The following is a 21,554-nucleotide window of genomic DNA, read 5'->3' as shown; positions in this document are numbered from 1 at the left end:
CTCAGATCATGTTCAGCGCCGCCGCTCCACCCACGCCCCCCAGCAGCATGAACGCCGGCATCAGCACCTTCAGCTCCACCCAGCTGCCCGCCCGGAACCGCATGCCCTTCGGCGGGCCCACCGGGTACCACCGCTTGCCGGACACAGGGATCGGCCACAGGATCGGGCAGCCGGAGACCGTCAGCGCGTCGCCGATGTCGTGGACGAGGGCGCCGAGCACGATCGGCAGGCCGAGCCACAGGTACTCCTGGCCGGGCGCGGTGAACAGCCAGTCCGCCCCGTTGCCCGGCTTGTCCAGCACGCCGGCGAGGATCCACGCGCTCGTCGCGCCCAGCAACCACACCAGGACGTCGCTGGAGACGCGGGCGGCCCGCCACAGCAGGCCCTCGACCGCGAGCACCATGTGGACGAACAGGATCCCGAGCACGGCCCAGCGGCCGCCCATGATCGCCAGGACCGAGGCGCCGCCGCCGATCAGCACCGCCCACAGCCAGGTGTGCGTCAGGGTCCGGTGGCCGCCGGTCCTGCGCTTGTCCCCCGGCTTCTTCGTCGCCTTGTAGACCGCGTACGAGAGCTTGTCGACGATCTCGCACAGCCCGCGCGAGACCGGACCGAAGGCGCGCGAGATCGTCGCCGCCTTGTGGTCGAGGTCCGGGGCGAGCGCCGCGCCCGCGCAGATCAGCGCTCCGACGACGAGCACGGGCCACGGCATCGGGTGGCCGGCGGCGGCCGTCGCCGCTCCCACCCCCAGCCAGGCAGCCGCCCCGGACAGAGAGTGCGCCGGTCCCATCATGTGTGTGCCCGCCCCATTGCTGTTGTGCTGAACCCCAGTTGACAGGGCAGCGTATCGTTCGTGATCTTCGCTGCGGCGGCCGGTTCCCTCATCCGGGCGGAAGCCAGGCAAGATGGGGGGCGTGACCCTTATCGATCAGCTGCCGCCCGACGCCGACCCCGATGCCCTCTTCGACGCCTTCTCCTCCTGGACCCAGGAGCGGGGCATCACGCTGTACCCGGCTCAGGAGGAGGCCCTGATCGAGGTGGTCTCGGGGGCGAACGTGATCCTGTCCACCCCCACGGGCTCCGGGAAGAGCCTGGTCGCGGCGGGTGCGCACTTCACGGCGCTGGCCAATGACCAGGTCACCTTCTACACGGCGCCGATCAAGGCGCTGGTGTCGGAGAAGTTCTTCGACCTGTGCAAGCTGTTCGGCACGGAGAACGTCGGCATGCTGACGGGCGACGCCTCGGTCAACGCCGACGCCCCCGTGATCTGCTGCACCGCCGAGGTGCTCGCGTCGATCGCGCTGCGTGACGGCAAGGACGCCGACATCGGCCAGGTCGTGATGGACGAGTTCCATTTCTACGCGGAGCCGGACCGCGGCTGGGCCTGGCAGATCCCGCTGCTGGAACTGCCGCAGGCGCAGTTCGTCCTGATGTCGGCGACGCTCGGCGACGTGTCGATGTTCGAGAAGGACCTCACGCGCCGCACGGGACGTCCCACGTCCGTCGTCCGCTCCGCGACGCGCCCGGTCCCGCTCTCGTACGAGTACCGGCTGACGCCGATCACGGAGACGCTGACCGAACTCCTGGATACCAAGCAGGCGCCGGTCTACATCGTCCACTTCACGCAGGCGCAGGCCGTCGAGCGGGCGCAGTCGCTGATGAGCATCAACATGTGCTCGCGCGAGGAGAAGGACAGGATCGCCGAGCTGATCGGCAATTTCCGCTTCACCACCAAGTTCGGCAGGAACCTGTCCCGTTACGTGCGGCACGGCATCGGCGTGCACCACGCGGGCATGCTGCCCAAGTACCGGCGCCTGGTCGAGAAGCTGGCCCAGGCGGGTCTGCTGAAGGTCATCTGCGGCACGGACACGCTGGGTGTCGGCGTCAACGTCCCCATCCGCACGGTGCTGTTCACGGCGCTCACCAAGTACGACGGCAACCGGGTGCGGACGCTGCGGGCGCGTGAGTTCCACCAGATCGCGGGCCGGGCCGGGCGCGCGGGCTTCGACACGGCGGGCTTCGTGGTCGCGCAGGCGCCGGAGCACGTCATCGAGAACGAGAAGGCGCTCGCGAAGGCGGGCGACGACCCGAAGAAGCGCCGCAAGGTGGTGCGCAAGAAGGCCCCGGAGGGCTTCGTCGGCTGGACGGAGAACAGCTTCGAGAAGCTGATCGCCTCCGAGCCCGAGCCGCTGACCTCGCGTTTCCGTGTCACCCACACCATGCTGCTGTCGGTCATCGCCCGGCCGGGCAACGCCTTCGAGGCGATGCGCAAGCTGCTCGAGGACAACCACGAGCCGCGCAGGAACCAGCTGCGGCACATCCGCCGCGCCATCGCGATCTACCGCTCGCTGCTGGACGGCGGGGTCGTCGAGCAGCTCGACGAGCCCGACGCCGAGGGCCGCACGATCCGGCTCACCGTCGATCTCCAGCAGGACTTCGCGCTCAACCAGCCGCTGTCGACGTTCGCGCTGGCAGCGTTCGAGCTGCTGGACCCGGAGTCTCCGTCGTACGCGCTCGACATGGTCTCCGTCGTCGAGTCGACGCTCGACGACCCGCGTCAGATCCTGGCCGCCCAGCAGAACAAGGCGCGCGGCGAGGCCGTGGGCGCGATGAAGGCGGACGGCGTCGAGTACGAGGAGCGGATGGAGCGGCTCCAGGACATCTCGTACCCCAAGCCGCTCGAAGAGCTGCTCTGGCACGCGTACAACACGTACAAGAAGTCGCACCCGTGGGTCGGCGACCACCCGGTGTCGCCGAAGTCGGTCATCCGTGACATGTACGAACGGGCGCTGTCCTTCACGGAGTTCACGTCCTTCTACGAGCTGGCCCGCACCGAGGGCATCGTGCTGCGCTATCTGGCGAGCGCGTACAAGGCGCTGGACCACACCATCCCGGACGACATCAAGACCGAGGACCTGGAGGATCTGACCGCCTGGCTGGGCGAGATGGTCCGTCAGGTGGACTCCAGCCTGCTGGACGAGTGGGAACAGCTGGCGAACCCCGAGGTGGAGACGGCCGAGGAGGCGCAGGAGAAGGCCGACCAGGTCAGGCCGGTCACGGCGAACGCCCGCGCCTTCCGCGTCCTGGTCCGCAACGCCATGTTCCGCCGGGTGGAGCTCGCCGCCCTCGACCAGGTCGGCGAACTCGGTGAGATGGACGCCGAGTCCGGCTGGGACGAGGAGGCGTGGGGCGAGGCGATGGACGCCTACTGGGACGAGTACGACGATCTGGGCACCGGCCCGGACGCCCGCGGCCCGAAGCTCCTCGCCATCGAGGAGGACCCGGCGCACGGTCTGTGGCGTGTGCGCCAGACGTTCGCCGACCCGAACGGCGACCATGACTGGGGCATCAGCGCGGAGGTCGATCTGGCGGCCTCCGACGAGGAGGGCCGGGCGGTCGTGCGCGTCACGTCCGTCGGCCAGCTCTGAAACGCATCGAGAGGACGACCCGTCATGACGAATCCGGCCGAGCGGCTGGTCGATCTGCTCGACCTGGAGCAGATCGAGGTCAACATCTTCCGTGGGCGCAGCCCCGAGGAGTCGCTGCAACGCGTCTTCGGCGGGCAGGTCGCGGGCCAGGCGCTGGTCGCGGCCGGCCGGACGACGGACGGGGAGCGCCCCGTGCACTCGCTGCACGCGTACTTCCTGCGGCCGGGGGTTCCGGGTGTGCCGATCGTCTACCAGGTCGAACGGGTCCGGGACGGCCGGTCGTTCACCACGCGCCGCACGACCGCCGTCCAGCACGGGAAGACGATCTTCAACCTGACGGCGTCCTTCCACCGCCCGGAGCCGGGCGGCATCGAGCACCAGCTGCCGCCGCGGCACGTGCCCGCCCCTGAGACCCTGCCGATGCTCGTGGACGAGATCCGCGACCACCTCGGCGCTCTGCCCGAGTCGCTGGAGCGGATGGGCCGGCGGCAGCCGTTCGACATCCGCTACGTCGACCGGCTGCGCTGGACCCGCGAGGAGCTGAAGGACGCGGACCCGCGCAGCGCGGTGTGGATGCGCGCCGTGGGCCCGCTGGGCGACGACCCGCTGGTGCACACCTGCGCGCTGACGTACGCGAGCGACATGACGCTCCTGGACGCGGTGCGCATCCCCGTCGAGCCGCTCTGGGGACCGCGCGGCTTCGACATGGCGTCGCTGGACCACGCGATGTGGTTCCACCGCCCGTTCCGGGCGGACGAGTGGTTCCTGTACGACCAGGAGTCCCCGATCTCGACCGGCGGTCGCGGCCTGGCGCGCGGCCGGATCTACAACCGGGAGGGTCAGCTGCTGGTGTCGGTGGTGCAGGAGGGCCTGTTCCGGCCGGTGTAACCGGTCAGCAGTATGTCCCGGTGTCCGGTCCCGTCGCCCTCCGGCAGCAGGGGCGTCCCCGTCGACGGGACGCGCCACCGATAGGCCGGGGCTATCGGCCGCATTCGGCAATCGCGCGTTGTGACGGCGCTCTCCGTCGGAGAGTCTGGCCGGGTCCGGCAGCAGTGCCGACGTGGTCCAGCGAAGGGGAGGGCATGGCTCAGTCACAGCACCTTCGGCTCAACTTCATCGACGGACAGTGGGTCCCGGCCGAGTCGGGGCTGACCAGGGAGAACATCAATCCGGCCGACTTCACCGACGCCGTCGGCGAGTTCGCCGAATCGGGCGGCGTCGACGTGGACCGGGCGGTCGACGCGGCGCGGGCCGCGCTGCCCGGCTGGCGCGGGCTCGGTCCGATCAAGCGGGCGGCGTATCTCGCGCGGGCGGGCGCGCTGCTCGCCGAACGTGCCGAGGAGTTCGCCGCCGTCATCACGCGGGAGCAGGGCAAGCTGCTCGCCGAGGCGCGCGGCGAGGTGGCAAGGGCGCGTGCCGTGCTCGACTTCACGGCCGGCCAGGCGCGGCTGCTCGGCGGGGTGACGGCGCCCGCGGAGGACGAGCGGACCTTCGCGTACACCTTCCGCCGCCCGATCGGTGTGGTGGGTCTGGTCTCCCCGTGGAACTTCCCCCTCGCCATCCCGATGTGGAAGGTGGCACCGGCGCTGCTGTCGGGGTGCACGGCGGTGCTGAAGCCCTCGCCGCTCACTCCGCTCACGGCGGCGTTGCTGGTGGAGGTGTTCCAGGAGGCCGGGGTGCCCGACGGGGTGCTCAACCTGGTGCAGGGCGATGTGGCGGCCGGTGAGGCGCTGGTCGCCAACCCGGGCGTCGCGGGCATCAGTTTCACCGGTTCCCTCGCGGTGGGCACCGCGATCCACACCGGCGGCGCGCACCGGCTGCTGCGGACGCAGCTGGAGCTGGGCGGCAAGAACGCGGTCGTGGTGTGCGACGACGCCGACCTGGACCGGGCCGTGGACGCGGTGGTGCACGGCGCGTTCGGGCAGGCCGGGCAGCGGTGCAGTGCGACGAGCCGGGCGGTGGTGGACGTACGGGTGCGGGAGGAGTTCCTGGAGCGGCTGGTGCCGCGAGTGGCCGCCCTGCGGGTGGGGCCGGGTGACGATCCCGACTCGCAGGTGTGCCCGGTGGTCAACACGGTGCGCAGGGACGCCGCGCTGGCCGCGGTCGCCGGGGCGCAGCACGACGGCGGCAAGGTGCTGTGCGGCGGCGGCCCCGAGGAGCGGGAGGGGCTGCCGGAGGGGTGTTACGTGCAGCCGACGGTGATCCGGGACGTGCCGTGGGACAGCGAACTCGCCCAGGAGGAGGTGTTCGGGCCCGTGCTGGCCGTCGTCGACGCGGACGGTTTCGACGACGCGATGCGCATCGCGAACTCGGTGAGGTACGGGATGAGCGGGACGGTGTTCACGGCGTCCCAGTCGCGGGCGTTCGAGGCGGTGGAACGGTTCGAGGCCGGGATGCTGCACGTGAACCGTCCGGGCGTCGGCGCGTACGCGCATCTGCCGCACACCGGCGCGAAGGCGTCCCAGTACGGTCCTCCGGAGTGCTCGCCTCAGGTGTGGGAGTTCTACACCGCGTGGCATTCGGCCTGTATCGGCTACTGAGCGCAGCACGGCGAAGCGGACACAGGGACGGCGGCGGCTACCGCTCCCGGCGTCGGCGTGGGTGCGTGCGCCGTCCCGGGCCCGGCCGGATCACATGCCGAGCGCGCGGCGCAGGCCCCCTCGGTCGGTTCCCAGTTTGGTGAAGACCGCGGACAGCAGTTTCGACACGGCGTGCTCGCCGGTGCCGAGTTCGGCGGCGATCGCCGCGTTGTCGAGTCCGAGCGCGGCGTGGCGGGCTGCCGCGCTCTCCGCTTCGGAGAGGGTGTCCTGTTCCGCGACCTGGCGGCGGCGCGGGGACAGTCCGGCGGCGGCGAGCTCGGTTCGGGCGCGGGTTGCGAGGACTTCGGCGCCGCAGCCGGTCGCGGCTTCCATGCCGGAGTAGAGCTGGTGGGCGGCGCGCTCCAGGTCGCCGAGGGCGTGCAGGGCGGTGCCGTGGTCGACGAGTGCGTGGGCGAGTTCGTACGCGGCCGGGGACTTCTCGAGGTGCTCGACGGCTTCCTGGAGGAGGACGACCGCCTCGGCCGGGTCGGTGGTCGCCGCCTGGACGCGCAGTGCGTGACCGATGACGCCGGCGGTGCCGAATGCGCGGGCGCGCGCAACGGCCTCTTGCGCGGTGGCACGGGCCTTCTCGGGTTGATGCTTGGCCTGTGCCAGGGCGAGGTCGAGTTGCCAGGGGCTCCACGAGGGGTTGCGTGTGCCTCGGCTGTCGAGGCGTTGGCCGGCTTCGGCGAGCTGCCGCTCGGCCTCGTCATGCATGCCGCGGGCCAGGAGGAGCTTTCCCCAGACGGCTTGGGGGTCGGGGTAGATGACCGAGTTGGGGAAGTCCTTTCCGAAGTCGTAGGCGTCGGCGACGCGCTGGGCCTCGGCGGTGTGTCCGTGGGCGAGCTGTGTCTCGATGAGGGTGCCGACCGCCTGCCACTGCGCGGGGATTCCGCGCCCCACCCGGTCGGCGATCTCAAGTCCCTGGCGCGCGAAGTCCTCTGCTTCGGTGAGCCGTCCACGCCGGTAGCGGACGTAGCCGAGCAGGGTGTAGGCGAAGGACAGGTGCGCGCCGCGCCATCCTCGTGCTTCGAACTCGGTGATGGCATCGCTGAACAGTTCTTCGGCCCTGCCCGGCTGATCGCAGTACATGAGGGTGAGAGCGATGACGGCCGGCACCTCGAACCCGAAGTCCTGGTCGGTCCAGCGCAGGCCGCCGTCCAGCGCCCGTTCCGCGTACTGCAGCGCCCTGGCCGAGGGTTCGCCGCGCATCACGCAGTCCCAGCCCCGCAGCCCCAGGATGTGGCGTTCGGCCAGGCTGTGGCCGGTGAGGCGCTTGGCGAACTGGGCCAGCAGCCGCGAGCGGGCCGGCGAGTCCTGCTCGTCGACGCGGACCGCATTCCATTTGAACTGCTCGGCCTGCATCCGCAGTTTGGCGCGGGCGCTGGAGGTGCGGCGGGCCTCGTCAGCGAGGAGTTCGGTTGCCTCGGCCAACTGCCCGGTGTGGGCGAGGGCTTGGGCGAGCCGGTAGATGACGTCTTCCCGTAGACCCTGTTCGATCTCGGGCTCTTCCAGTGCGGCCCGCAGGTGGTTGACGGTGGTGGCGGGTTCGTGGAGGAGACTGGCTGAGCCGAGTTCGAACAGCACGTGGGCCCGGTCCTCGGGAATCGGCGGTTCACGCAGAGCGCGGGCCAGATAGCGGCGGGCGGCGTCGGGAGCTCCGGCGGAGAAGTTTTCGCGGGCGGCCTGGCGCAGGTGCTGCACGACCCAGCTGTCGCCTTCCGGATGCATCTCCAGCATGTGGCGGGCGGCGGCCCCGGCGCCGAGGCCGGCGTCGATCACTGCCTTCGCCGCCATGCCGTGCATGGCGACGCGTACGCCGGGAGGGATGGACCGGTACACGGCGGTGGCGATCAGCGGGTGGAAGAACTCCACGACCTCGTCGCGTTGCACCGTGGTCAGGACCGTCAGGATGCGCGCGGCGTGCAGTTGGTCGATGGCCTCGTTGATCTGCGCGTCGCCGAGCGCGGCGACGCTCGCTGCGATCCTGGTGGAAATACCGGTGCCCAGCACCGCGGCGGCCCAGGCGAGCCGGACGGTGGAGGGACCGAGCTGTTCGAGCCGTTCGATGAGCCCGCTGCCCTTGACGGCCGAGGCGAGATCGCGCAGGTGGGGAATGGTGTCCCGTTGTGGCTTCAGGCCACGCTCGCGGGCCTTCGCGGTGAGTTCGACGACCTCGAACGGGTTTCCACCCGTGATCGTCCAGCATTCCCGGCAGAACAGGTCGTCGGCGCCGTCGCCGAGGGCGCTGCGCACTATGCGCGCCACCGCACTCGATGTGAGGGGCTCCAGCTGGTGCGGGCGTGCCCCGTGGCGCGAGGCCAGGGTGTGCAGCACGGTGGCGTCGGGAGGGAGCTCATCCGGCCTGCAGGCCACGACGATCAGCATCCCCAGTTGCTCGGCGCGTGTGGCGAAGGCGGTGAGCCACGCGAGGGATTCCGCGTCTGCCCAGTGCGCGTCGTCGAGGATCAGCACGACGGGCGTGGAGCGCACCGACAGTCGGGTGACGACCCAGTCGAGACCGTCGCGCACGCCCTGGGGGTCGGGTGCGGTGCCATCCTGCGGGGCCGTCAGACCGATCGCCGGTGCGACGATGCCGTACCAGTGCCCCAGGATCTCGCGGTGCTCGCCCTCGCTCATGGCGGCTACCGTGGGCTGGATGAGCTGGCGCACCACATGGAACGGCACCTGCTTCTCCTGCTCGCCGCCGCGCGCGGACAGCACCGTGCAGCCGCGTTCGGTGGCGCGCCGGCGGGCTTCGGCGAGCAGGGTGGTCTTGCCCAGTCCGGCTGGTGCCGCGAAGACGAGCACGCCGCCGCGTCGCGCACCCGAGCCGTTGGCCGAGGCTCCGTACAACTCGTCCAACGCATGCTGGATCGCGCGGACTTCGGCTTCCCGTTCGAGAATGGGCTGATGAGCCCACCCGTGCTGCTCGACGACCTGTGTCACCTCGTGCCCCCTCCAGCGCGTGCCGCCGAGTGTACGGTCAGAGGCGTGGGGTGATACTCCTTGCGACCATTTTCAGGGAAATCGGCCACTCATTCGTGGGGGGACCTGTACCCTCCGCTGACGCAGCCGTGGGCACGCAGTCGCGAGACCGGCCGACGATCGTCCCGAAGGTGCCAGGGGCCTATTCCGTCAGTGCCGTGCGAGGGGAATCATGGCCAGCGCGTCCGGCTGCGGGATACCTGCGGGAACCTCGCGCACAGTGGTGCCCGGAGCATGGACCAACCGCCACCGGGAGGCCACGGTCGCCACGGCGATCACGATCTCTGACGCCGCGAAGGAATCCCCGATGCATTTGTGCTGACCGGCCCCGAACGGAATGAACCTGTGAGGGCGTGGCCGGTCCGCCGAGCCGGTGTTCCAACGATCCGGATCAAATGTCCTGGGCTCGTGGAACAGCGCGGGGTCCCGATGGAGCGCGTAGGGGCTGTAGCCCAATTCGGCTCCGGCCGGGATCGAGGCGCCACCGATCTTCACCGGAACCAGGGCACGCCTGGTGAACAGAAGCGGCGAATGCAGGCGAAGCGCCTCCTGGAACACATTGTTCGTATACGTGAGATGGGCGATGTCGGAGGGACGGACGGGCCGCGTGCCGATCACTGCGTCGACTTCGGCGTGCAGGCGCTTCTCCACCTCCGGATGACGGGCCAGTTCATGGAAGATCCAGGACAGCACCGTGGCCGACGTCTCCGTCGCGGCGAAGAAGATGGAGATCACTTCGTCCCGCACCTGCTCGTCGCTCATCGCCTTGCCCGTCTCGGCGTCCACGGTGGACAACAGCAGAGACAGAAAGTCGTCACGGCCCGACTCCTCGGTGCCGTAGCGCGCGATCACCTCGTCGATGATCCGGCGCAGCCGTGCGGCGGCCGCGTCGAACCGCCGGTTCATCGTGACCGGGAACCGGTCCAGCGACTTCGGCATGATCGCTCGCCTGAGGATGCCCTCCACGAGGATGGGGAACGAGCGGTGCACTTCCTCGACAGCCGACCGTCCGAGGTCGCCGGAGAAGATCATCGCCGCGACCGAGGACAGCGCGAACCGGCGCATCTCCGTCGTCACCGAGATCTCTTGTCCGGCGGTCCACGAGGTGGACATCTCGTCCGCCTGTCGGCACATCATCTCCGCGTAGGCGGCGATGTGATTGCGGTGGAACGCCGGTTGCAGCAGACGGCGCTGCCTGTGGTGGAACTCGCCGTCGGTCAACGGAAGACCGTTGCCGAACAGCGGGCGCAGCCTGTCGAAGACCCTGCCGCGCCCGAAGTTCTTCGCGTCACCGACCAGTACGGTCTGGATCAGTTCCGGGCTGGTGAGGACGTGGACGGGCCAGGTGGCCACGTCGACCCTCACGACATCGCCGTGCGTCCGCAGCGACTCCAGGAACGCTATCGGCCTGCGCCACAACTGCAGTGCGTGGCCGAGGACGGGAAGACTCCCCGGAGCCACCGCCGCGTTCCGTGCCGGGTTGACGTGCGCCATGGGCGACCTCTCCGTCCTGCCGCTCATGTCCCCGGGACCAGATCCGGGCGTATGTACGTGGACTCGAGGCCCGCGACCCACCGTTCATCGCTGTAGCGGGTGCACTCGTACCGCTGCCAGAGGTCGGCGCCGATCATCCAGTCCTGATAGCTCTTCACACAGCGCGCGACTCCGGCACGCACCGAGGCGTCCGTCACCCCGAGCGTGTCCAGCACATCGGGCAGCCCCTGAGCGGCGGCCAGGAAGTCCTCGACGCGGACGCGGGTGCGCTCCTGGACGGCGAGCACGGCCTGTGGCAGTGACCACTCGTTCCACCAGGCAAGGAGGGAGACGAGGTTGTTGTTGTCCCCGCAGGAGAACTCCTTGCGCAGGGAGAAGACGTCGTTGCCCCATGAGATGACGTCCAGGGCACTGCTCATGAGGTCCTGGAACGGGGAGCTGTCGTACACCTCCGGAGGCACTTCCACGCCCAGGCCGGCCTCCACCATGTCCATCATCGGCAGCAGTTGGGAACTGTGCCGGCGCATGTGGACGTAGTCGTCGATCGTCGGCTGCTGTGCGGCATTCCGGTTGACCGCCTCCTGGTCGAGGGAGCGCAGCATGAGGGGGATGTGCCCCCGGTAGCGCTCCCCTGTGCTCGGCGGCATCCCGGCCAGGATGCGGTCGCACAGGTCCACGAAGCCGACCACCAGCGGATTGTGGCGCAGCTGCGGCGTACCGTCGATCTTCCCCGTGGCGAGGTACCCGGTGATCGCATCGGCGAGGGGACGCCACGCCTCGAGCCGACCCGTCCTGATGAGGTGGTCGTGCTGGTCGTCGAGGACGAACGACCAGGCCATCCACTCGGCAAGCAGCACGACGTGCTGGTAGGGCGCCTCATGACACACCCGCCCGGACAGGTGCCCGAAACCGATGCCGGCGAACTGCTCCGCCGCGTCGGTGATCAGCCCACGGCGAAGTGCCCACGAGGTCGCCTCGTCGTTCGCCTGGCCCGACTGCGGATGTTTGGAGGATTCGAAGGGCAGATGGAAGTCTGGAATGGAGAAGGAGTCGAGAAGGGCCATAAATCCCTCCAGAGGGAATCCGGATTCGACACTTCCGCACTGAACGCCCAGGCGATCACGCCTCAAGTACGGTATGGCCCGACATGTTTCCACGATCACTCTGGTCACAAAATTGGTCGATTTGCGCATCCGCGCGAGAAGATCTAACACCTCGGGCGGTCAATTAACGCGCGGTATCGAGCAGACTGTCAATGTAATCCGGGCACGAAATTCCGGGACGCTTTGGGCAATCGCCAGGCGGTTATTCGGGAAGTCATATGCGAATGCCATAATTATGACGCCAGAGAGTCCGGCACATCGCCCACACCCCACGCGGGGCGCACGGCACCCGCCGGAGAACCCGCAGGTCAGAGGCGTACATCGCCATGGCTTCAGGACCGGGCGCAGAGGGACGTGTCGACGCGAGGAGACGAGAAGGGCAGGGCCGGCCGGGAGGAGGCCGCCAGGCGCGCGCGAGCCCGTCAGGCGCCCGTGTCCGTACTCGTGCGCCGACGTTTCGCCCTGCGCGCCGCCCGGCTCAATTGTCCGCCTCCAACGGCTCTTCCCCGATCGGCTGCGGGCATGTGACCAGCCGCGGCAGCCTGGACAGCCACGCGGGGCGTCCCGTCCGGGACCTCCCCTGGCTCCTCGATACGCAAGGACACCGACGCCCTTCCCACAACACGACGTCGGCCTTCACCACCACCGGGTCGTGAAGGCCGACGTCGCGCCGGGCCCGTTGTGCGCCAACGGCGTCAGGACGTTCCCGCCGGGGCTCTTCCACCCGTTCAGGCGCCGACGACCTCCTCGGCGAGGCCGAAGGAGAGCGTCATGCCGGCCCCGCCGACGCCGTTGACGACGGTGACGGACGGCTCGGGGGAGACGACGAGTTCGGTGCGCCCGTCCCGCAGGGAGGGGTAGTAGCCCGTCCAGCGTTCGGTGATGCGGGCGTCGGGGATCACGGCGAAGGTGGCCAGGTAGGCGAGGACGGCTTCGTTGATCTCCTCGTTCTCGAAGGGGTCGTGCGTCATGCCGTAGGCGTGGCTGTCGCCGATCGTCAGCCGTCCGTCCGCGGTTTGGGAGAGCAGCACGTGGATGCCGTGCTCGCGGTGGAACGGCAGCTCGGCGGCCATCCGTTCGGCGAGCGGCACGCGGGCGGCGAGGCCGTCGAAAGCCGCGTAGTGGAGCAGCGTGAGCCCCCCGCAGAGCATCGGACCGAGCTGCCGGCCGCCCGGCTGGACGCCGGTGCGCATCATCTGGAGCTTGCAGCGGACGAGGCCGCTCTCGGCGAAGACGTCAGGGTAGAGCGTCGCGAAGTCGTTCCCGCTGCACACGAAGACGCGCCCGGCACGCCACTCCCCCGCCGTCGTGGAGACGGTGGGCAGGTCGACCGAGCGCACGGTGGTGCCGAAGCGGATGTCGACCCCGTACTCGGCGACGAGGTGTTCGGCGACGGCGGGGATCGCCCGCCGGGGGTCGACGTTGACCTCGGTCGGGCTCCACATCGCGGCCAGCAGGCCGTCGGGCCGGGCGACCGCGCTGCGCCGCGTGGCCTCCCGGGCGGTGAGCAGGGTGGCGCCGCGTTCGCGGGCGGCCGGCGTCGTGGCGAGGAACTCCTCGAGGACGGCGACCTCGTCGGGGTGGTGGGCGAGGTGGAGCGAGCCGGTCTGCTCGGCCCACAGACCGGTCTTGGCGGCGACCTCCAGCCAGATCTCGCGGCTGCGCAGCGCGCGCTCGTAGACGGCGCCCCGTTCCTGGCCGATGGCCCAGATCATCCCGAAGTTGCGGATGGACGCGCCGACGGCGAAGTCGTCGCGCTCGAAGACGACGACGCGCTCGCCGCGGCGGGCGGCGGCCAGGGCGTGCGCGAGTCCGACGATTCCTGCGCCGACGACGACGGTGTCGGCCTGGTTGACGGTCATGGGGTTTCGGTTCCTCTCTCGGTACGGCCGGTACGGCGAGGGGTGACGCGGGTTCGTGCGACGGCAGTTCACGCGCCTGCCGTGCGCGGCAGCCGGTTCCAGTGCGGCAGCATCAGCAGCCCGGCCAGCAGCGCGGCGCCGGCGAAACCGGTGAACAGCGCCCCGCCGGAGAGGAACCCGGGCAGCAGCCCTCCGAGAATGGCGCCGACGGAGCCGCAGCCGTTGACCAGCCCCGCCGCGGTGCCCGCGCCCTTGTCGGTGCCGAAGTCCACGGCGGCGACGCACGAGATCATCGAGTCGGCGGCGTACACGGTCAGCCCGATCACGGCGAGGACACCGATCATGACCGGGACGCTGCCGGTCGCGGTGAGCGGCATGAACAGCGCGAGGGTCACGGTCAGCACCGCGAGCGCGAGGACGCACGGCGGTACGCGGCGCGAGGCGAACAGCCGGTCGGAGACCCAGCCGACGACGATCGGGGCGAGGACGCCGGCCGCCCCGAAGGCGATCGGGATGAGGACGGCGCCGACCTTGTCGATGTCGGGCAGCCGCCGGCTGACGAGTACGGGTCCCCACAGCAGGATCGCGTAACGGGCGGGCTTGAGCAGGAAGTAGGCGGCGCCGAGGGTGAGCACCATGCGGTCGCGCAGCGTCTCGCGGTAGAGCGCGAGCCCGCCGCGCCGCTCACCCGGCTCCGGCGCCGCCTCCTCGCCGGGTGCGTCGTCCTCGGCGATGCCCGCGTCCCGCGGAGAGTCCTTCTGGAGCGCGACGAACAGCAGCAGTACGCCGGCGAGGGTCGCGGCGCCCGCGAGGAACGCCACCTGCCAGCTGTCGAAGAGGGAGTAGGCGATCCAGCCCAGGAACGGGGGCGCGGCGAGGCCCCCGAACGCGTAGTTGGTGCTCCAGAACCCGAGGACCCGGCCGCGCTGCCGTACCGGGAAGAAGCTGCCCATGTTCTTGCACAGCGGCGCCCAGCCGGCCGACTGGGCGAGGCCCTGGACGACCATCGCGCCGCCGAAGACGAGCAGGGCGCTGCTGAGGCCCATCACGCAGGCCGCGGCGATGGCGCCGATCATGCCTCCGATGACCACGACCCGGGGGCCGAAGCGGTCGGCCCACACGCCCCACAGGAACTGCCCGGCCGCGTAGGCGGCGAGGTAGACGGCGTCGATGACGCCGAGGACGCGTTCGGTGAGGACCGTGTCGACGGCCGGGTCGTCGAGGATGCCGAGTTTGGCGACGGAGAAGGCCTGGCGTACGAAGTAGAACCCGGCGTAGGCGAGCCAGGTGACGGCGAAGATCCGGCGGCGCCAGCGGACGGCGTCCGCCTCCGTCGTGCCGGGCAGGGGTCTGCGGTGCGGTTGCGGTGGTGCGAGGTCGGCCATAGCTGTGTCCTGTCCCTCGTCCTGGGGCGGATTGGCTGGCGTGGGGGGCGGCAGCGGGCATGACCCGGCCCCGGCGCGCGCCTCGGCGGCGCGCCGGGGCCGGGTCGTGTGCGGATCGGTGCGGTTCAGGCGGTGAGCGGCTCTCCCGCCGCGATCGCGGTGCCGACCCAGTACGCGTCGAAGTTGCGCAGCCGGTGCCCGTCGGGCAGCCCGGTGAGGGGGGCGTTCACGAGGAACGGCACCTTCTGCTCGGTGAGTCCGCCGTGCGAGCGCAGCGGCTCGGTGAAGCCGGAGATGTCGTGCCGCGCCGGCGTGGTGCCGAGCACGGTGTTGCGTTCCGCGATGACCACCAGGTCCCCGATGCGGTCGCCGGGCAGTTCGAAACGGGCGCACGCCTCCTCGCGGGTCAGGACCATGTCCACGCCCGCCAGTGCCGCGAGGTGGGCGGTGAGGGCGCCGGTGTCGGCGCCTTCGGGCAGATGGACGGTGGCGTACGAGCCGAGTGCGCCGTGGTGGACGGTGTAGGGGTCGGTGATGGGCAGGACGACGCGGGCGGATCCCGGCTCCAGACGTGCGTCGAGGACGTCCTGGAGGTGGACCACCCGGGCGGTTCCGTCGCCGTCGGCCTTGGCGTTCATGCCGTGGTCGGCGGTCACGACGAGGACGGCGCCGAGCGCGTCGATGCGCTCGAAGTACTGGTCGAGCATGGCGTAGAAGTCGTTGGCGACGGGCGATCCGGGTGCGTGTTTGTGCTGGATGTAGTCGGTGAGCGAGAGGTACATGAGGTCGGGGCGGTCCTTGTCGAGGATGTCGGCCCCGGCGGCCATGACCAGTTCGCTGAGCTCGGCGCTGTAGACGGACGGCAGGTCCATGCCGGTCCGCGCGAGGACCTTGCCGATGCCGTTCTCCTCCTCGGTGGCCTGGTCGGCCTTCTCCGCGGAGAAGCAGATCCCGTCGACGAGACCGCTGCCGAGGAGGCGGCGCAGCTTGTCCTTGGCGGTGACGACGGCGACCTTGGCGCCCTGCCGCGAGAAGGCGGCGAACAGCGTGGGGGCGCGCAGCAGTTCGGGGTCGTTCATCATGACCTCGGTGCCGCTGACGGTGTCGTAGAAGTAGTTGCCGCAGATGCCGTGGACGGAGGGCGGGACCCCGGTGGCGATGGACAGGTTGTTGGGGTTGGTGAAGGACGGCATCGTGCAGTCGGCGCGCAGGTCGCTGCCCGTGCGCAGCATGCGCTCCAGGAAGGGCATGCGGCCGTCCGCGACGGCCCGCTCGTGGTAGGCGTCCTCGCTGCCGTCGATGCAGACCACGACAACGGGCCGGCGGGGCCGGTGGTAGCGGCGCCCGTTCACTGTCAGCGGTTCGGTCATGTGCGGATCCACCCCTGAGGTCGAAGGAGCCGGGACGACCGCTTCGTTCGCCGTCCCGCCTTTTCATGGGTAGCACCGGGCCGAGCAGGGGCAGAACCACCGGATTCGCTATGGCCGCCATAGCCCCTTGACGCGGTCGTGGCTGACCAGGGCAGAGGCCGTCGGCGGCTGCTGTGTTTCCTCGGGGAAGGCCCCGGCAGGTGCGGTCACCGCGTCCCGCACCCTCCCCACCAGGGCGTCCCGGGGCTAGAGTCGGCGGCCCGGGTGATCGGCGAGCGGCGTGGGGAGGCCAGTGGAACTCAATCTCCACCGTTTGTGGATCTTCATGCAGGTCGTGGAGCACCAGGGCTTCTCGGCGGCGGCTCACCGGCTCTACATGAGTCAGCCGTCGGTCTCCAACCAGGTGCGCCGGCTGGAGCAGTCCCTGAAGGTCACCCTGATCGACCGTTCGGGCTCGCGGGCGCGGCCGACGGCCGAGGGCGAGGTGCTGGCGGAGTACGGCAAGCGGGTGTTCCTGCTGGCCGAGGAGGCCGTGGCGGCGGTGCAGCAGGTGAGCGGGCTGACGTCGGGGCGGCTGCTGGTCGGCGGTTCGACGACGGTCGGCACGTATCTGCTGCCGCCGCTGCTGGCGCGCTTCCAGGAGCGGCATCCGGGCATCGAGTGCGACATCTTCGTGGGCAACAACGAGGCCGTGCTGGAGCGGCTGCTGGCCGGGGACATCGGAGTCGCGGTGGTCGCGGGTGCGCCGACGGCGTCCCAGCTGGTGCCGGAGACGGTGCTCGGTGAACGTCTGGTGCTCATCGCGGCGCCGGGGCATCCGCTGGCGGCGCGGGACGAGGTGTGCCCGCGCGATCTGGCGGACTGCCGCTTCCTGTTGCGCGAGCCTGGGTCCCAGACGCGGGAGCTCCAGGAACAGGCGCTCGCGGACTGGGAGTTGACTCATGTGTCGCGGGGTGACGTCTGGGGGCCCGAGGCGGTCAAGCAGTGCGTGGTGGCGGGTCTCGGGCTCGCCCTCATCTCCGAGCACGCCGTGGTGGACGACGTACGGGCCGGGACGCTGTCGGTGCTGCCGGTCAGTCCGGTGCCGCGGTCACGGCCCGTCAATCTCGTCCGCCGCAGGGACCGTCTGCTGTCGCCGGCGGAGCGCGCTTTCATCGAGCTGCTGCGCTCCGTCGGCGAGTGGCCGCGTGAGCTGCCGGCGGTGGGTGCGCCCTGAGGGGCCCCTCGGAGGCGCTTACTTGGCCGGGTCGAGGCAGAGCACGAACTTGTCGGCGTCCCACTGCTGCGCCAGGGCGGCCTCGCCCACGGTGCAGGCGTTGACGTCGAAGCTGTTCTCGATGACCTTGACGACCTTGTAGTTGGCGCCCTTTTCACCGCACTTCTTGGTCTCGACCTCCGGGGCGTCGTCCGGACCGGTGACCTGGACGCAGTCGCCGGCCTCGGCGCGGACCGGGGCGTCACCGAGGATGTAGCCGGCGCCGAGCTTCACGGCCACGGCGACGACGATGAGGACGACGACCCCGAGGAGCTTCCGGACGATGCCCTTCTTGGCCGGCTGGGGAGCGGGAGCAGCATCGGGCTGACCCTGCGGGAACTGCTGGGGGTCCTGCGGGGCGGAGGGGGACGTCGGGGCGCTCATGGCGGACTTCCTCGTGGTTGCATGCTTATCGAACGCGCGCACGCTACACGAAGAATAAGAATCACATAAACACAGGTACGAAGGAGTCCTCGATGTCCCTTTTCGACATCCCGTTGCATACCCTGACGGGCGAGCCGACGTCGCTCGCCGACCACCGCGGCAAGGCCGTGCTCGTGGTGAACGTGGCGTCCCGCTGCGGCCTGACGCCGCAGTACGAGGGCCTGGAGCGGCTGCAGAAGACGTACGGCGACCGGGGTCTCACGGTGCTCGGCGTGCCCTGCAACCAGTTCGCGGGCCAGGAACCGGGCAACGCGGAGGAGATCGGTGAGTTCTGCTCGGCGACGTACGGTGTGACGTTCCCGCTGCTGGAGAAGACCGAGGTGAACGGCGAGGGCCGGCACCCGCTGTACGCGGAGCTGACGAAGACCGCGGACGCGGCCGGCGAAGCGGGTGACGTCCAGTGGAACTTCGAGAAGTTCCTGATCTCCCCGCAGGGCGAGGTCACCCGCTTCCGCCCGCGCACCGAGCCGGAGTCCGCCGAGGTCGTGGCGGCGATCGAGGGGCTGCTGGCTGCCTGACGGGCCGCCGGGCACACCGCGAAGGCTCCGGTCCCGGGCGGGACGGGAGCCTTCGCCGCGTCGGCCCGTCAGCGGATCGGCATGCCCGACAGCGTGCGGGCGATGACCAGGCGCTGGATCTCGCTGGTGCCCTCGAAGATGGTGTAGATCGCGGCGTCGCGGTGCATGCGCTCCACCGGGTACTCGCGGGTGAACCCGTTGCCGCCGAGGATCTGGATGGCCTGGGCGGTGACCTTCTTGGCGGTCTCGCTGGCGAACAGCTTGGACATGGACCCCTCGGCCGAGGTGAACGGCTTGCCCGTGGTCGCCATCCAGGAGGCCCGCCACACCAGCAGGCGGGCGGCGTCGATCTGCGTGCGCATGTCGGCGAGCTGGAAGGCGACGCCCTGGTTGTCGATGATCGGACGTCCGAACTGCTCGCGCGTCGTGGCGTATTCGAGCGCTTCCTCGTACGCGGCACGGGCGGTGCCCACCGCCATGGCGCCGACGGCGGGGCGGGACGCCTCGAAGGTGGCCATCGCCGCGTTCTTGACCCTCCCCCAGCCTCCGGCCGGGGGGACCCCCATCTCGCTTCGCTCGCCGCCGGACCTGGCCCTCTCGCGCGCCTTGGCCAGGCGCTCGTCCAGCTTCTCCTTGCCGCCGAGGAGGCAGTGGCCGGGGACGCGGACGTTCTCCAGGACGACCTCGGCGGTGTGCGAGGCGCGGATGCCGTGCTTCTTGAACTTCTGGCCCTGGGAGAGGCCGGGGGTGTTCGGCGGCACGATGAAGGACGCGTGGCCCTTGGAGCCGAGTGCGGGGTCGACGACGGCGACGACGACGTGGACGTTGGCAATGCCGCCGTTGGTCGCCCAGGACTTGGTGCCGTTGAGGACCCACTCGTCCTTGGCCTCGTCGTATACGGCGCGGGTGCGCATGGAGGCCACGTCGCTGCCGGCGTCGGGCTCGGAGGAGCAGAAGGCTGCGACCTTGACGTCGTCGGCGTCGCCGTACATCTGCGGGATCCACGTGCCGATCTGCTCCTCGGTGCCGTTGGCGATGACGCCTACGGCGGCCAGGCCGGTGCCGACGATCGACAGGGCGATGCCCGCATCGCCCCAGAAGAGCTCCTCCATCGTCATCGGGATGCCGAGGCCGGTGGGGTCGAAGAACTGCTGGGCGTAGAAGTCCAGGGAGTAGATGCCGAGCTTGGCCGCCTCCTGGATGACGGGCCAGGGGGTCTCCTCACGCTCGTCCCACTCGGCCGCGGCCGGGCGCATCACGTCCTTGGCGAAGCCGTTGAGCCAGTCCCGGACCTGCTTCTGGTCCTCGTTGAGATCGAGCGTGAACTCGGCCATGTCCCCTCCAGCACTACGACGCCCGCCAGGGCGTTACTTGCGGTAACTCGAAGTCTGTTACCGGGTAGTAGCACCTGTCAACCGAGGCCACCGGATCACTGGTCCCTCGCAGCGGGTGTTACCTTGCGCGTCACGCATTCGCAAGGGCGGGGAGAGACAGGGCATGGACAGCGCACACCAGCAGCGGTCGGCGGACCAGCGGCGACGGGAGCTGCTCGAAGCAGCGGACCGGGTGGTGCTCCGCGAGGGGCCGCACGCCTCCATGAACGCGATCGCGGCCGAGGCGGGCATCACCAAGCCGATCCTCTACCGTCACTTCGGCGACAAGGGCGGGCTGTACCGGGCCCTGGCGAAGCGCCACACCGACGCCCTGCTGCGGGCTCTGCAGGTGGCGGTGGACGCGGACGTCGACCGCCGCGAGCGGGTGGCGGGAACGCTGGACACCTACCTCGCGGCCATCGAGGCGCGGCCCCAGGTCTACCGCTTCCTGATGCACCCGGCCGAGGACAACCAGCCCTCCGAACAGGGCTTCGACGTCGGCCGCCACTCGGCCCCGCTGCTGCGCCGCCTCGGCGAGGAGCTGGGCAAGGTGATCGCCGACCGCGTCGACCTCGGCCCGGGCGGCGACCTGCTGGCGCGGGTGTGGGGCCACGGCATCGTCGGCATGATGCACGCGGCGGGCGACTGGTGGCTGGGCGAACGCCCCTGCTCGCGCGCGCAGTTGGTGAAAAGCCTGACGGACCTCCTGTGCGGCCGCCTCTTCGACGCCCCTGACCGCGTGGGCGGCCCGGGCTTCTGACGGATACACCGCGCTGCGCATCCGGGGCCGCTGCGCCTCAATCACCGGCGGGACTGAATACCCCTGCCCGACACACCCGTCGGGGCTCCGCCCCGAACCCCGGCCTCAATCGCCGGCGGGGCTGGGGTTTCCTGCCCGTCCGGCACCTGAAGGACACCGCGCGAAGCGCGTTCCCGTTCCCGGGGCGGAGCCAACCGGGCACAGAACCCGGTGCACGAGTGGGGGCCGGCAGCGAACTGGGCACGGGTCTGGGGCGAAGCCCCAAATGCCCCCGCCCGCCAGGGCGCAAAGCACACGGCGGCCCGGGCGCGGAGCCCAACGCTGCGCCCGTCAGGGCGCAGGGGCACGGGGTCCGGGGCGGAGCCCCAGTTACGGGTAAGGGGCGGGGTGGGGGAAACGGCCCCCGGCTAAGCGCGCCGCAGGCGCGACACGCCCTCCGGCGTCGACCACGGCGCCTTGCGGGCCGCCCGCGCCAGGCGGCCACGGCGCCACGGCGTCAGCCGGTCCGCGTACACCAGGCCGTCCACATGATCGCACTCGTGCTGCAGACAGCGCGCGAAGAACCCCGTGCCCTCCACGCGGACCGGCTCGCCGTCCAGCGCCACGCCCTCCACGACCGCCCGGTCGAAGCGCTCCGTCCCCGCCTCCAGGCCCGGGAGGGACAGGCAGCCCTCCGGGCCGCGGACCGTGAGGCCGTCGGCCTCGACCAGACGCGGGTTGACGACGTGCCCGACGTGGCGGACGTCCTCGTCGTCGGGGCAGTCGTAGACGAACACCCGCAGCGCGACGCCGACCTGGTTGGCCGCGAGACCGACACCCTGGGCCGCGTACATCGTCGCGAACATGTCCTCGACAAGCCGCCCCAGCTCCGCGCCGAAGTCGGTGACGGGCTCGCAGGGGGCGTGCAGCACCGGATCACCGAGCAGGCTCATGGGCCTGACCAGTCCGGAACTGCCGGGGATGGGCCGGTTTCGCATGGCGACCAGCCTACGTTC

At 70.5% G+C, this 21,554-nt stretch carries 16 protein-coding genes; 6 read left to right on the top strand and 10 right to left on the bottom strand.

Features of this window, described 5'->3' with window-relative positions; all coding sequences use genetic code 11:
* Position 1 precedes the first annotated feature (1 nt).
* Positions 2-793, bottom strand: a complete 792-nt coding sequence (locus QFZ82_RS33805; protein WP_177148178.1) for a metal-dependent hydrolase — start codon at positions 791-793, stop codon at positions 2-4.
* 112 nt (positions 794-905) lie between these two features.
* On the opposite strand from QFZ82_RS33805, the gene QFZ82_RS33800 reads away from it, so the two are divergent.
* From QFZ82_RS33800 to QFZ82_RS33790, 3 genes are all read left to right on the top strand, one after another.
* Positions 906-3,428: an RNA helicase gene (locus tag QFZ82_RS33800; protein ID WP_307716740.1), complete on the top strand. Its 2,523-nt coding sequence runs from the start codon at positions 906-908 to the stop codon at positions 3,426-3,428.
* 24 nt (positions 3,429-3,452) lie between these two features.
* Positions 3,453-4,316, top strand: coding sequence for an acyl-CoA thioesterase II (locus tag QFZ82_RS33795; protein WP_307716739.1), 864 nt, complete (start codon positions 3,453-3,455; stop codon positions 4,314-4,316).
* A 194-nt stretch (positions 4,317-4,510) separates the two neighbouring features.
* Positions 4,511-5,968: an aldehyde dehydrogenase gene (locus QFZ82_RS33790; protein ID WP_307716738.1), complete on the top strand. Its 1,458-nt coding sequence runs from the start codon at positions 4,511-4,513 to the stop codon at positions 5,966-5,968.
* Positions 5,969-6,058: 90 nt separating this feature from the next.
* Here the strand turns inward: QFZ82_RS33790 and QFZ82_RS33785 are convergent, their stop codons facing one another.
* From QFZ82_RS33785 to phnA, 6 genes are all read right to left on the bottom strand, one after another.
* Positions 6,059-8,956, bottom strand: coding sequence for an AAA family ATPase (locus QFZ82_RS33785; protein ID WP_307716737.1), 2,898 nt, complete (start codon positions 8,954-8,956; stop codon positions 6,059-6,061).
* Positions 8,957-9,145: 189 nt separating this feature from the next.
* Complete coding sequence (locus tag QFZ82_RS33780) at positions 9,146-10,489, bottom strand: cytochrome P450 (RefSeq protein ID WP_307716736.1); 1,344 nt, start codon at positions 10,487-10,489, stop codon at positions 9,146-9,148.
* Between the two features lie 23 nt (positions 10,490-10,512).
* Positions 10,513-11,553 carry a lyase gene (locus QFZ82_RS33775; RefSeq protein WP_307716735.1) on the bottom strand — a complete coding sequence of 347 codons (1,041 nt, stop codon included), beginning with the start codon at positions 11,551-11,553 and terminating at the stop codon, positions 10,513-10,515.
* Positions 11,554-12,320: 767 nt separating this feature from the next.
* On the bottom strand, positions 12,321-13,454 hold the full coding sequence (locus QFZ82_RS33770) for a TIGR03364 family FAD-dependent oxidoreductase (RefSeq protein ID WP_307716734.1): 1,134 nt from the start codon (positions 13,452-13,454) through the stop codon (positions 12,321-12,323).
* A 68-nt stretch (positions 13,455-13,522) separates the two neighbouring features.
* Positions 13,523-14,839 (bottom strand): MFS transporter, encoded by a 1,317-nt coding sequence (locus QFZ82_RS33765; protein ID WP_307716733.1) that lies wholly within the window; start codon positions 14,837-14,839, stop codon positions 13,523-13,525.
* Positions 14,840-14,964: 125 nt separating this feature from the next.
* Positions 14,965-16,209, bottom strand: a complete 1,245-nt coding sequence (gene phnA / locus QFZ82_RS33760) for a phosphonoacetate hydrolase (protein ID WP_307716732.1) — start codon at positions 16,207-16,209, stop codon at positions 14,965-14,967.
* 292 nt (positions 16,210-16,501) lie between these two features.
* On the opposite strand from phnA, the gene QFZ82_RS33755 reads away from it, so the two are divergent.
* On the top strand, positions 16,502-17,425 hold the full coding sequence (locus tag QFZ82_RS33755; RefSeq protein ID WP_307716731.1) for a LysR family transcriptional regulator: 924 nt from the start codon (positions 16,502-16,504) through the stop codon (positions 17,423-17,425).
* Positions 17,426-17,443: 18 nt separating this feature from the next.
* Here the strand turns inward: QFZ82_RS33755 and QFZ82_RS33750 are convergent, their stop codons facing one another.
* Positions 17,444-17,848, bottom strand: coding sequence for a hypothetical protein (locus QFZ82_RS33750; RefSeq protein WP_177148173.1), 405 nt, complete (start codon positions 17,846-17,848; stop codon positions 17,444-17,446).
* Positions 17,849-17,940: 92 nt separating this feature from the next.
* Between QFZ82_RS33750 and QFZ82_RS33745 the strand changes: the two genes are divergently transcribed.
* Positions 17,941-18,426 carry a glutathione peroxidase gene (locus tag QFZ82_RS33745; RefSeq protein ID WP_307716730.1) on the top strand — a complete coding sequence of 162 codons (486 nt, stop codon included), beginning with the start codon at positions 17,941-17,943 and terminating at the stop codon, positions 18,424-18,426.
* Between the two features lie 68 nt (positions 18,427-18,494).
* Here the strand turns inward: QFZ82_RS33745 and QFZ82_RS33740 are convergent, their stop codons facing one another.
* Entirely contained in the window at positions 18,495-19,760 is a 1,266-nt protein-coding gene (locus QFZ82_RS33740; RefSeq protein ID WP_307716729.1) for an acyl-CoA dehydrogenase family protein, read from the bottom strand.
* A gap of 163 nt (positions 19,761-19,923) precedes the next feature.
* Here QFZ82_RS33740 and QFZ82_RS33735 point away from each other — a divergent pair, with 163 nt between their 5' ends.
* Positions 19,924-20,559: a TetR family transcriptional regulator gene (locus tag QFZ82_RS33735; protein ID WP_177148170.1), complete on the top strand. Its 636-nt coding sequence runs from the start codon at positions 19,924-19,926 to the stop codon at positions 20,557-20,559.
* 407 nt (positions 20,560-20,966) lie between these two features.
* On the opposite strand, the gene def is transcribed toward QFZ82_RS33735, so the two are convergent.
* A complete protein-coding gene (gene def, locus QFZ82_RS33730) occupies positions 20,967-21,536 on the bottom strand; it encodes a peptide deformylase (protein WP_307716728.1) in 570 nt (189 codons plus the stop codon).
* Positions 21,537-21,554: the final 18 nt, after the last annotated feature.

The organism is Streptomyces sp. V4I23, from assembly GCF_030817975.1.
In the GTDB taxonomy this organism is placed as follows: Bacteria; Actinomycetota; Actinomycetes; order Streptomycetales; family Streptomycetaceae; genus Streptomyces.
The sequence above is the reverse complement of the archived record's forward strand: the minus strand, read 5'-3'. Positions and strand labels throughout refer to the sequence as shown.